Annotated in this window: 13 protein-coding genes; 5 read left to right on the top strand and 8 right to left on the bottom strand. The window is 31.5% G+C overall.

Going from position 1 to position 12,496, the window contains the following annotated elements; translation table 11 throughout:
• Positions 1-193: 193 nt before the first annotated feature.
• From QYS49_RS07340 to QYS49_RS07350, 3 genes are all read left to right on the top strand, one after another.
• Positions 194-1,174, top strand: a complete 981-nt coding sequence (locus QYS49_RS07340) for a polyprenyl synthetase family protein (protein ID WP_308351102.1) — start codon at positions 194-196, stop codon at positions 1,172-1,174.
• Positions 1,174-1,791, top strand: a complete 618-nt coding sequence (locus QYS49_RS07345) for a rhomboid family intramembrane serine protease (protein WP_308351104.1) — start codon at positions 1,174-1,176, stop codon at positions 1,789-1,791. Before QYS49_RS07340 ends, QYS49_RS07345 begins: the two co-directional genes overlap by 1 nt.
• A gap of 269 nt (positions 1,792-2,060) precedes the next feature.
• Entirely contained in the window at positions 2,061-4,277 is a 2,217-nt protein-coding gene (locus QYS49_RS07350; RefSeq protein ID WP_308351105.1) for a S9 family peptidase, read from the top strand.
• 75 nt (positions 4,278-4,352) lie between these two features.
• Here the strand turns inward: QYS49_RS07350 and QYS49_RS07355 are convergent, their stop codons facing one another.
• The 5 genes from QYS49_RS07355 to QYS49_RS07375 form a co-directional block, all read right to left on the bottom strand.
• Positions 4,353-4,616, bottom strand: a complete 264-nt coding sequence (locus tag QYS49_RS07355; RefSeq protein ID WP_308351106.1) for a hypothetical protein — start codon at positions 4,614-4,616, stop codon at positions 4,353-4,355.
• Between the two features lie 324 nt (positions 4,617-4,940).
• Positions 4,941-5,180 (bottom strand): hypothetical protein, encoded by a 240-nt coding sequence (locus tag QYS49_RS07360; RefSeq protein ID WP_308351107.1) that lies wholly within the window; start codon positions 5,178-5,180, stop codon positions 4,941-4,943.
• A 2-nt stretch (positions 5,181-5,182) separates the two neighbouring features.
• The gene (locus QYS49_RS07365) at positions 5,183-5,602 is read right to left on the bottom strand and encodes a BLUF domain-containing protein (protein WP_308351108.1); all 420 of its coding nucleotides are present in this window, start codon (positions 5,600-5,602) and stop codon (positions 5,183-5,185) included.
• Between the two features lie 329 nt (positions 5,603-5,931).
• A complete protein-coding gene (locus QYS49_RS07370) occupies positions 5,932-6,777 on the bottom strand; it encodes a DUF3037 domain-containing protein (protein WP_308351109.1) in 846 nt (281 codons plus the stop codon).
• The gene (locus QYS49_RS07375; protein ID WP_308351110.1) at positions 6,774-7,571 is read right to left on the bottom strand and encodes a HipA family kinase; all 798 of its coding nucleotides are present in this window, start codon (positions 7,569-7,571) and stop codon (positions 6,774-6,776) included. The genes QYS49_RS07370 and QYS49_RS07375 overlap by 4 nt, the downstream gene beginning before the upstream one ends.
• A 185-nt stretch (positions 7,572-7,756) precedes the next feature.
• On the opposite strand from QYS49_RS07375, the gene QYS49_RS07380 reads away from it, so the two are divergent.
• On the top strand, positions 7,757-8,542 hold the full coding sequence (locus tag QYS49_RS07380; protein ID WP_308351111.1) for a phospholipase D family protein: 786 nt from the start codon (positions 7,757-7,759) through the stop codon (positions 8,540-8,542).
• A gap of 75 nt (positions 8,543-8,617) precedes the next feature.
• Positions 8,618-9,691 (top strand): competence protein CoiA family protein, encoded by a 1,074-nt coding sequence (locus QYS49_RS07385; RefSeq protein WP_308351112.1) that lies wholly within the window; start codon positions 8,618-8,620, stop codon positions 9,689-9,691.
• Positions 9,692-10,002: 311 nt separating this feature from the next.
• Here QYS49_RS07385 and QYS49_RS07390 read toward each other — a convergent pair whose 3' ends face one another.
• From QYS49_RS07390 to QYS49_RS07400, 3 genes are all read right to left on the bottom strand, one after another.
• Positions 10,003-10,533: a GNAT family N-acetyltransferase gene (locus QYS49_RS07390; protein ID WP_308351113.1), complete on the bottom strand. Its 531-nt coding sequence runs from the start codon at positions 10,531-10,533 to the stop codon at positions 10,003-10,005.
• Complete coding sequence (locus tag QYS49_RS07395) at positions 10,523-11,779, bottom strand: hypothetical protein (protein ID WP_308351115.1); 1,257 nt, start codon at positions 11,777-11,779, stop codon at positions 10,523-10,525. Before QYS49_RS07395 ends, QYS49_RS07390 begins: the two co-directional genes overlap by 11 nt.
• 243 nt (positions 11,780-12,022) lie before the next feature.
• Positions 12,023-12,487 carry an ankyrin repeat domain-containing protein gene (locus tag QYS49_RS07400; RefSeq protein ID WP_308351116.1) on the bottom strand — a complete coding sequence of 155 codons (465 nt, stop codon included), beginning with the start codon at positions 12,485-12,487 and terminating at the stop codon, positions 12,023-12,025.
• Between the last annotated feature and the right edge of the window lie 9 nt (positions 12,488-12,496).

Raw genomic sequence — 12,496 nt, forward strand, 5'->3', positions numbered from 1 at the left:
GAAGTGCAAAGGTAAGTTTCAAATAATTGATTAGCAATTGTGAGAGTGAAAGTTTCCATTGATATTTATAATCGAATTATCAATATAATCTATGAAGCAAGAGAGTATTAGAGTATTGAAATCCACTTATAAAATTTACTTTTTATATCCCTTATTATTCCTATATCTTTAAGTCTTAATTGTAATATAGATAATGAATAAATCCATTAAAGAATATATAGTTTCCATCAATTCTGCCATTGAGAAAGAGCATTTTGGAGACAAGCCGCAAGAACTTTACGAGCCTATTCGATATATCATGTCTTTAGGTGGTAAAAGGATGCGTCCACTTTTGAGTTTATTGTCTTTTCAGTTATATAAGGATAACATAAAAGATGTGATTCCAGCTTCAATTGCTGTGGAAATCTTCCATAATTTCACTTTGATGCATGATGATATCATGGATAATGCGCCTTTAAGAAGGGGACAGCAAACTGTGCATGAAAAATGGAATGATCCAGTAGCCATTCTTTCTGGAGATGTAATGTTGGTAAAAGCATATCAACAAATAATAGCGCATTGTCCAAAAGAGAAATTAACCGAGGTTTTAGAGAAATTCAATCAGTGTGCCATTGAAGTTTGCGAAGGACAGCAAATTGATATGAATTTTGAAGAGCAGGAACAAGTTCATGAAGCTGAATATTTAGAAATGATTCGCTTAAAAACTGCTGTTCTGTTAGGGTTCAGTCTTGAATTCGGTGGTATTTTAGCTATGGATAATGAAGCTGATCAAGCTTTGTTATATCAAATGGGAGTAAATGCCGGAATTGGGTTTCAGTTGATGGATGATTTGCTGGATGTTTATGCAGATCAAGAAAAGTTTGGTAAACAAGTAGGAGGGGATATTATTGCCAATAAAAAAACCTATCTTTTGATTAAAGCCATAGAACTAGCCTCAGGAGAAAATGCCTATGATTTAAATAAATGGTTACAAACTCAAGATTTTAATAAAGAGGAAAAAGTGAAATCAGTAACAGCTATTTACAATAAACTGAATATCAAAGAACTTACTGAAACTAAAATGAATGAGTACTTTGAAAAAGCATTTCAAAATTTAGAAGATTTGGATGCGTCTTCTGAAAAGAAAGTTATCATCAAAGATTTCTTCAATTACCTTATCAATAGAGAGCAATAATGAGTACTACCTTAATCATCATCATAGTTACCTGTATCATCAGTATTCCTGCCTTTAATAATCGCTCTAGGATGTATGCTTGGATGTTCAATCCCTATCAAGTGGTTTACAGAAAGCAGTATTATAGAATGATTACCTCAGGGTTTTTACATGCTGATTATGTACATTTAATTTTCAATATGATTACGCTTTACTTCTTTGGAGATGCGGTAGAGTATTATTTCAATCAATTGACTAATTATGGAACTCTACTTTATGTAGGATTATATTTAACTGCTATTGTAATTTCAGATATTCCAAGCTTGATAAAACATAAAGAAAACCCTAATTATAATGCATTAGGAGCTTCAGGCGCAGTTTCTGCGGTAGTTTTTAGCAGTATTTTGTTCAATCCAATGACTGATCTTTGTCTTTACGGGTTGTTATGCTTGCCGGGCTTTATTTTCGGAGCTATTTACCTTATATATTCTTATTATCAAGGTAAAAGACAAGGCGATAATGTTAATCATGACGCCCATTTATTTGGAGCACTTTACGGTATAATAATTACCGTTGCCATCTGGCCAGGAGTGATTATGCATTTTATCGATCAGTTGAGTACTTTTAGTCTGTTTTAGATAGAAACAAGAGTTAAGACGAAAGATATTACTTTGATCCGGAAAATTGACAGTTGACAAAAGTCCCTCATTGTGTTTCCCTAAGAATTCTTACATAATAATGGATAAGTACATTTTGTCTATTGTCTACCGTTATTTGAATATTGTTTAAATTTTTAATCCATCACCCCACGCCCAACATCCATCAAACAAACTTCTGTCTTCCAACTTCCAACTTTCCCGTTCATTTTTATTAAATTCAGGCGTTATTAAATTAGATCTATAAAATCATGATAAGGAAACGATTTACGCAGCTATTAAGCTTGCTTTTATTGACAATGTGCTTCTCACTTCAGGCACAAGAAAAACAAACATTTACTAGCTTTCAGGAAGCTATGCAGGGATTACGCCCATTGGGTGGTAATTCTGGACCAAGTAATATTAATTGGATCAATGATGGACAAGCTTATTCATTTACTGAAAGGGGAGAAAATGGAGCTCAATTAATTAAATCTTATAATCCTAAAACGGAAGAAGAGAAGCTGATTTTTTCTACTGAGGGAATGAATATACCTGAAACGGAAGATGCTTTTGAATATGTGTCTTTTCAGTGGTCAGATGATTCTAAATATTTATTATTCCAAACCAATTTCCGTCCTGTATGGAGAAGATCTGGAATATCGGATTATTATTATTATTCGATTGCAGATAAAACATTGGATTTAGTAGCAAAAGATGCTCAAACTGCAGAATTGTCGCCTAATGGAAAGAAAGTTGGCTATGAAAGAGGCGGTAATCTTTTCGTTTTTGATTTGGCTGCAAAGCAAGAAACGCAATTAACCGATGATGCAGAAGACGGCTTTTACAATGGACGTTTTGGCTGGGCTTATGAAGAAGAATTCGGATTGGCTCAAGCATGGGAATGGTCTCATAATAGTGAATACATTGCTTTTTGGCAGTCGGACGAAAGGGAAGTGCCGATTTTCCAAATGACAGATTACCAAGGAACACATAAAGAATGGGTTGAATTGCCTTATCCACAGGTTGGAGATACAAATCCTACTGTAAAAATAGGGGTGATTAATGTGGCTGAAAAATCAAAAGAATGGATGAATGTTCCTTTGGAAGAAGGTTATATTCCTCGAATTTATTGGACTGCTGAAAAAGAAAAATTGGCTATTATGCATCTCAACAGAGCGCAAACTAATATGAAGCTTTATATGGCAGATGTTACTTCAGGAAAAGCCAATATGATTTTGGAAGAAACTTCTGATGCTTGGATTGACGTTTTCGATTTCTTTGCTGGTATTATGCATTATGCTTTTTTCCCTAAAGATGCCAAAGAATTTTTCTGGATAACCGATAAAGATGGCTATGCGCATTTATACCGATATAATTATGATGGCGAGTTGCAAAACCAAGTAACTTCAGGGGAATGGGAAGTTGTTTATGTGCATGCAGTAGATAGCAAAAAGAAGAAAATTTATTACAGCTCCACTGAAGATTCACCTTTAGAAAGACAGCTATATGTAGTAAATTTCAACGGAAAAGGAAAGAAGAAAGTAACGGAAATGGAAGGTCGTCATAATATAGATATGGCTCCTGAGGCTACCTATTTTGTTGATCGATATTCTAATGTGAATACTCCAACTAAGATCGGACTTAGAAATGCTTCTGGTAAGTTGGTGAAAATGCTAGAGGAGAATAAAGAAGTTACTGATGCTTTAAAGAATGTCGCTTTTGTGATGCCTGAATTGACCAGTTTTGAAAACAGCGAAGGTGATAAAATTGATGTTTCAATCTACAAACCAGTTGGATTTGATGCTTCTAAAAAATACCCAATGGTTTTGGATGTCTATGGTGGCCCAGGAGCTCAATCGGTTTATAACCAATGGAGCGTTAGTTCATGGCATCAATATTTAGTTCACAATGGTTATGTAGTTCTTCAAGTGAACAATAGAGGCGGTGGCGGTTATGGCCGTGAGTTTGAGAAAATTGTGTACAAGAACTTGGGGCATGCTGAAGGACAAGATTTTGCTCAAGCAGCCCAGCATATGGTAGATCAAGGATATGTAGATGCTGATAAAATTGCCATCAGAGGACATAGTTATGGAGGTTATATGAGTAGTTTTTCTATCTTAAATCATCCTGATGTTTTTAAAGTGGCATTGGTTGGTGCTCCAGTAACCGATTGGAGATTATATGATAGTATTTATGCAGAGCGATATATGGGCTTGGAAGATGATAATGAAGAAGGATATATCAATTCTTCGCCTACAACTTATGCTAAAAATTTAAAAGGTCATTTGTTTATTGCTCATAGTACAATGGATGAAAACGTGCATGTGCAAAATACTTTTCAATTGGTGAAAGGCTTAATTGATAATGGGAAAGATCATGATTTAAAGATTTTTCCTCCAGGTGCTCATGGAGTAGCTTATAATTATCCTAGCTATTTGTTATTAATGAATAACTACATCAATTATTTAGATAGGTACTTGAAATAGGGAAATGTTATTTTGATGCTTAGATGAAAAAGCCGTGATTTTTATCACGGCTTTTTTTATACTTAGTAACTCAGGTTAGTAGCTATTGCCACCTCCATTTAAAAGTGCAAATATTCCTGCTCCAAAAATTAAGCTAAACAGGAAGCTTAAAGCAATCAATATTGCCATTAATAATAGAGCGGCTTTTGCCCAATTTGCTTTGTTTACATTCGTCCCTCCGCTAAAGGCCCACACAAATAACATGATAAATCCAATAATTGGAATGGCAGTAATTATCAATGTAATGAGCCAATCTTTGGTTGACAAAGGTTGTGTGTTTCCCTGGTTTTGAGTTTCCATAGTTTAATTAGGTTTAGTTAAAAAAATAATAAATTTCAATCTATTATAAGGATTATTACAATGGATAGAAAATGTTATTCCATTTTTTTGATCAATTTTCACTAAAAAGAAGAGGTTTTACCTAAAATGCAATATAAATTAAAATATAGTTTGGGAGTTATTAGTCTATTCTATTTGAATGCAGAGAAATCAGATAAGATGGAATTTTTATGGATATAAAAAAAGCCCGAAGGACGTCCGAGCTTACTGATTTGATTTTGAAGTGTAGCATAAAATCATGTGAAATTAGGTAACAATAAGTTATTTCTTAATGCTAATATTTCACTATTCTTTAATTTTATCTTCTATTTCTTTGGCTTGTTCTTTATCGCCAAATTTTTTTAAAAGAGAAATCCCTTCAAATAGCTTGTATTTACAAGCCTTTATTACTTCCGGATGGTCATCCACCTCAAAGAGCGTCATAACTATTAGTAAACTTGAAGAAACGTCTTCTACAGTATCTCCAAATTCGATAGTCTCAATGTCTTTTAATTTTCTTTCTAATTCTTCTTTCTCTATATCCATAATTATTTGAAAAATTTCTTAATTAATTGAATTGATCTATTTCCTTCCTGATCTTTACCTGCTATAATATCTTGAAAAGTTTTTGCTTCTTCTTTACTTAAATCAGTTTGGAATTCAACTTTGTCTTCATTAATTTTTTTAGAACCCATTTCCCAACTTGGAAAGCTCCTCTCTTTAATTTGACCAGTAGTAATTAACACTACATTTTTATGTCTGTCATCAGATTTAATTTTTTCATAAAGTCCACTTATTTCTTTATAATCCCCTTCCAGATATTGCAAAAAATGTGTGTTGGAGTATAAAAGGACACCTGTGATGTCTAATTTGGGATTGTTTCTTTTACAAGCATCCAGAATTTTTTCGATTTCTTCTTCAGTACATTCTTTCTTTCGAACGCTTACGTAAACTAAGTGTGATAACATGTTCTATGGTTTAAAAAGTTAGTAATTATTAAAAGTTATTTTATTAACATGACTATTAGAATATTGTTTTGAAGATATGAAAAATAGTTGATTTTACTATCTCAATTATAGACTCGATATTAAAGTGTTTGAGGGCAACTATATTAGGGCAAATTTTTGCTGCAACAATTATTTGCCGATACAGGAGTATTAACTAATTTAAAATCAATACTTTAAATAATAACAGAGACAAAATAGAGACAAGATTGATATTTAATTTTGAATGGTTCGGTAATTATATAAAGCAATCTAAGAATTCATATTTAAACTCTCCACAGATTTTATTAATGCTATTTCAGATCTTTAATAGTCTCTTTTGCATATTCATCCAACTTATCCTCAGTGATGATTCTTTTGGGAGCATTTTTGTCATAATCTAAAATATCCAAGGCATTCCAATAGTCATCAATGAATTGTTTATTCTGTGGTTTTGATACCAAGAAGTCAAAACGAAACTTATTGACCTTGGCATAATCAGCCAATTGAGTTAAATATCCCAAATACAAAGAAGCTTTATTTTGGATGTCTTTTGACTTATTTAAATCGAAACTTAAAGGTTTTACATGGTTTAAAGTTCCATTTCTCCAAGCTAAATCAAAGGATAAAGAAACCGTCTTTGTTTCAATTATTTTATTCTTAGTCAACTTTTCCTCAATACCTTCATATCCATGTTTAATATTATCCCAATATCTTGAAAGTAGATATTTCTCATTGTGGGTAATTTGTGTATGCTGGATAGTGTTTGTGCCGGGCAGTAATAATTGACTATAAGTAGATACAGTGCTAGCGATGGAATCTAATCCTTCCGTCACTTTAACAGGAGCATCAAAAACTAATCCTGCTGCATCGACTGCCAAAATATTTTCATGCACATATTGCTGAATACTTTTTTCATCAGGTGCTTTTGAGAAATTTATCTTCTTTTTTTCAATTCTATTCTGAATAATATCTAAATAATGATTAACCAATTTTGAATCAAAATCAGGAAATATTGATTTAGGACGCTTCAAATCACCTTTTACCAACTCAAAGTGATTCAACTTTGAAAAATAGAAAAGTACCCCAACATTGACAGCCTCACCGGCTACAATACTGCTTTTATACTTCAATATTTGATATGTGAATAGGTCGTTCATTGGATAAATCCTTTCAGATTATTTACAAAAATAGCTGAATTTCTTCTAATTTCAGTGAAATAGTGTATTATTAGTGTACTTTGGGTGTTAAACCCGTTTCCTTCTAGTGTTGTTAAAACATTACGAACCTCATTTAAATTCATTGTCCTTAAGTATTCTGTAAAGCTGTTGAATAACGATAATTTATTGGTTTTTGATACTTTTTTTAAATAAGGCAAACTGATATGATGACTAGCAAATTTATCTTCCCAGTTAAAATCATGCAATCTTTTAAGGGTATCCTCTTTAATATCCAATGCATATTCGTGATCAATTAGCCAAGCTTCATCTTTTTTAAATAACAAATTAGGCTTTTTTGTACCCCTATCTCCATTGCGGATAAAATTATCAAATGCATACAGCGTATCTAATTGAATACTGGAAGATAAATACTTTTTCTGGACCTCTCTTGTGAAATTTATGGCATCGGGAAGATATATACAGCCAAATTTCAATCTTTCATCAGATTGTTCAAATTGAAACATTTCTTCTGGAGGTAATGTAGCTATAAACTCTTGAGGAAATTCAATCAATGCCATTTTTGGGACATTAAAATCAAATTCGGAAGCCAAATGATTCCCTAAAACTTCAGCAGTTACATTATTTCTATTTTCAATTTGGTCCGTAGTATATAATTTTACCACATAAGGCTTGATCCCTGAATCTTCCTTAACCAAAACTACCCAAGGTTTAGTATGCCCTGATTCTTGAGGAATCACTTTAATAAATGATATGGCTTTGTAAACTGGAATCAAAAAATTACAATTTTTTACAAGTTAAATATATATAAGTTTTTTGAAACTATCTCTTTAACAGGTTTATGGTGTTTATAAAATGCGAGATAAATTGGGTATTAGAAAATATTAGCATTTCAAAAATCTTTATTTATACTCATTCTTATAATTTGATTTAATATATTCACACGTTAATAAAATAAGACATGGCAAAGTTCTTAACTGATGATAACCTTAATGTAGCAGTCTCTAATTTGATTGAAGAGGCAAAACAGACTTTTATAATAATCTCTCCCTTTATAAAATTGCATGATCGATTAAAAAAGAGATTATCTGAAAAATCAGAAAACTATGATTTTGAGTTAGTAATTGTATTTGGGAAGAATGAGAATGACTTAAGTAAAAGTTTAAGCTACGAAGATCTGGAATTTTTCAAATCATTTCCCAATGTAGAGATACGTTATGAACCGAAACTACATGCTAAATACTATGCAAATGAATCTTCTTCGATTTTAAGCTCCATGAATCTGTATGACTATTCCCAAAACAATAATATTGAATTTGGAATTTTGATGAAAGCTGGAAGATTTACGAGTGAAGATATAGATATCGAATCTTGGGAGTATTTTGATAAAGTAATTGAAAGTAGTAAAATATTATATGAAAAAAGACCAGTTGTAGAATCAAAATTGCTAGGCTTATCAGAAAGCTTTAAAGGTTCTGAAGTGGAAATAGATATTTTAGATGACTACTTTAAGCAACTTAAAAATTCAAGCAAGAATCTAAAAGGCTATTGTATAAGAACTGGTGAGCAAATACCATTTAATATAAAGCATCCCTTTACAGAAAAGGCTTTTAAATCATGGTCAAAATATAATGACCCAAACTATAATGAAAAATTTTGTCATTTCTCAGGAGAAAAGTCCAATGGTCAAACTTCTTTTTCACGACCAGTACTGCAGAAATATTGGAAGCAAGCCATTTCATCTTAACATGCTTTCTCTTATACTTTTTAACTTACTTGGTCTTTCGTCATTTAAAAATAAGATCATTTTAAGAGACTTTTTATGATTACGAAATTGCCATATGGTATTAAAGGCGGTGAGTTAACCTCTATCCACAATGTGTTGAGTGGATTAGATTGTAATTGCGTTTGCCCAAAATGCGGCTCAAAACTGATTGCAAGAAAAGGAGAACATAAAACACATCATTTTGCTCATTATCATGAGACTAATTGTGAGGGTGCTGCTGAAACTGCACTGCATTTAGTAGCTAAAGAGATTTTAATCCAAGAGAAAAAATTAGTAATACCTGGTAGATTGATGTTTAAGAATGGATCATTAATCAAAAATAATTCAAAAGAAATCATATTCGATGAAGTTCGAAGTGAAGAAAAAACAGGTGATTTTCAGCCCGATATAATAGGAATTGATAAAGGCAGAGAACTATTTATTGAGATAGCAGTAACTCATTTTATTGATGAAATTAAACATGAAAAGTTAATAAAGTATGGTACATCTACGCTAGAAATAAACCTTGAAGCACTTAAAGATGGATTTAATACAGAGGAACTCAAACAGTATCTTTTAGAAGAAACCTCAAATAAGCAATGGATTTATAATTCAGAAGAGGAGAAAGCTAAAAAGCTTTATTATGAAAATGAAACCAGTCTAGATACATTCGAAAACCAAAATGAAAAAAAGTGGGAACTTAAAGTTCAAAATTTTGAAAAATTTAAAAAGGAAAATATAAAAGCTGGATTCAGAATAATAAAGGTAGATATTGGAGAAAATGTTTATTGTCCACTAAAAATGAAAAATACTGCCAAAAGTTTACCTAAATCATATATTTCCGATCGAATTGGTAATGGTGGTGTATGGAATGGGGTGATTGATGACAAAAGGAGATTTGGAATGTACATTGATTTAGACAATAAAAAATTCCCCGTTTTCCCTCCGGATAATATGCGAACTGATACAAATGTTAAAATGGGGAAGTTTTATTTCCATCAATTAAATAGAATTAGAGATAAGTCAATTCAGAATTATAGAAAATGTATTCGGTGCAAATTTTTCAAAGGTTCAAATTTAGATTTGGATCTAACTCTAGATGAAACTGAAATTGTTTGTGGATATAAATGATTAATCTATTAATACTAGCTTTTAACTTATAATATCATCCCTTAAGTATGAATTACCCATAGCATACCGTATCAGCACCCTTTAAAAACATAAAACGCACTAGGTTTACACGGTTGTCCATTACAGCCATTTCTAAGGGTGTAATCCCGTCACCCTGATGCACATTTAGTTCTAAGTGATAAATTCAATTTGATCAACGTTAGAAACAATGTATTTATAATAAGGTGTTTAATTATTTAATATCTTCCAATTATAAAATACGATAATTTTGACATTCTATTTTTTCGAAAACGATTTTAGGAAGTGTATTTTTATGTGTGGGAGTCATTATCAAATCCATAATATACGGTATGGATTCCTTCCCCTCTGTGGTTAGCTATTTCGTGTATAAGATTAAAACCAAGTTGATTTAATAAATTAATATGGCTCAAATTACTTGACCATGTTCTAGTTGTAAATTTACCTTTCTCAACTGTTAGAAGTTTTTGATACAATTTTTTTGCTGCTCCAAGACGTCTATATTCCGGATTAATAATTATAGTTGTTATATAGTTCGACTCTAAAAAATCTTTTAAAAATTCTAATTTGTAGTTTTTTATATAGGACATAAAGCCTATTGGTGTTGAGTCAATAAATATAATTAGTGCTGGCTGTTCTAGTAGCTTCTCAAAATACTCATTATTACTTGAGTCAGATGAATTGTTGAAAACCTGCTGAGTAGAAGAGTTTCTTGTATTTAAAGGAGGAATAAATTCATTACCATATCTTTCCACCAAGGTCTCAACAAAGGAGTTCCCTTCAAAGTATATTAATTTTGAGAAATGTTCTATGCTAATATTCATCCTTCCTTCTTCTTAGTCTTCTGGCAATAAATATCAAATATATTAAAGTAGATACAACTAATAAAGATATAGAAATCATTCTTGGGAGATTAATCTCAAAATTATCTGATATATCAGTGGTAAAGATGGTCGGTGCAAATGCTGCTATTCCAGCAATCGCATTTATTGCAAACAAGAATTCCAGAATATTAGCGTTTCTTTGATTCTGCTTTTGTGAAGATCTTTCAAAATTTTCGTTCAAACGATCAATGTAATTTTCGAGATTTTGAACTTGTAAATCAATCAACTCATATTGGCTATTAATCTTAAAGTTTGCTAATAGACGCTCCAATAAACTGTTGAATGCAGAGCTTTTAACTACTAAATCCGCATTTTTCATCGTAAACAGATCACTCAATATTTTAGATTTCAAATTATGAATGTCTTGATTAGTATATTTTTGATAAAGGTTGTCTTGATTAATTATTTCCTTTAGTCTATATACCCAACATTGAGATAAAAACCAGTTTGAATGAGCTATTGAGAATAAACTGAAAAAAATCTTTTCATTGTTCAAAACACTTTCATCAATTACATAGCTCCAGGTATTTGCAAATATGTAATAGCCCTTAAAATCTATTAAATTATATTGATTTAGGTCTATTGCTCGTTTATTACTTCTTTCTAAGTTTAAAAATGAAGGTATTATTTCTTCATTCTTTTTTATATCATCCACACAAAAAATAGTTCTGAAGTCGTGAAAGACATAGAGTATATCGTGTGAAATTTCATTCTTAAAAATATCCCTAATTAAGGAAACATCTTTTGAGAAATTTACCAGTTCTATTGGATTTTCTTCATGAACTTCCTTTTTTAAATACTCCAAACTACCCGACAGATTATTGTGATCATTTAAATAGGGTTTATAATCCTTGTTTTTTTGTGTCACAAAATAGTCATAAGTTTTGAGTAAGGATTCTTCAAGCTGAAATTTATCATCTGTTGAAATTTCGGGGGAAGTTAGAAAAAAAGTAATTATACCTAATTGGTCTATTTCTAGTTCTTTTGTCCATCCATTTATTTGAGTAGAATACAATTTGAAAGATGGCTTTTTGCTACTTAAATAACTGAAATTAAAAATAGTTAAATCATTATTCAATGCTTCAGTTGAGGGGTAATGTTGTAAAAGTGCCTCTTTAAATTTCTCTGTTTGAATTTCACTTCCTAAATCGTATTTGACTGTAAATAGAACTTTTCCTTTTGGCATAAAAATTAATATTGAAATTGACTCAATAGTCACTATTTATAAAATGACTTACGGTTAAAACTTGAGATCAAACTTATCATAGAGTGATGCTTTGATAGATTATGATTGATTGAAGTTGTAATATATTTAAATTTTCAAACTTAACATAAATAATCAAAAACGGGAGAGCTTTTAAAATAGCATTCCAAAGTAAACTGTTTTGATAAAATAAATATTTCAAAAGTTACTGGTTTACACTCACTATCATTTCTCAAAGCTTTCAAATAACTCCACCATCTCATTATAATCTATACCCGTTTTATGGATATCGTGGTAGGTCCTTTCACCCTTTGCGATTTCTATAATATTTAGACCTTCTTCACCCACCATAAACAGGTCAGCACCCTTTGATAACATGAAGCGCACTAGGTTAACACGGTTGTCCATTACTGCCATTTCTAAGGGTGTCATGTCATCACCTTGGTTCTCATTTAGGTTTGGCTGATAGTTTTCAATAAGGTAGATGATTACCTCATCACTTATTTCCTCAATATTGATATCTAAGGCTTTGTAAAATATGGTTTCTCCATCTATGAGGGATTTTGCATTGATATCTCCTCCTTCAGCAATCAGTTCTTTGACCGCTTCAAGATCGCTGGCTTTACTATGAGTAAGCATACCTAAAAGTTGGCGGTTTGGGAAAGTGAATTCGTTGTCTTGTGGATTCATGAAATTGTA

The sequence above is a fragment of the Marivirga salinae genome (assembly GCF_030503855.1).
GTDB lineage: Bacteria > Bacteroidota > Bacteroidia > Cytophagales > Cyclobacteriaceae > Marivirga > Marivirga salinarum.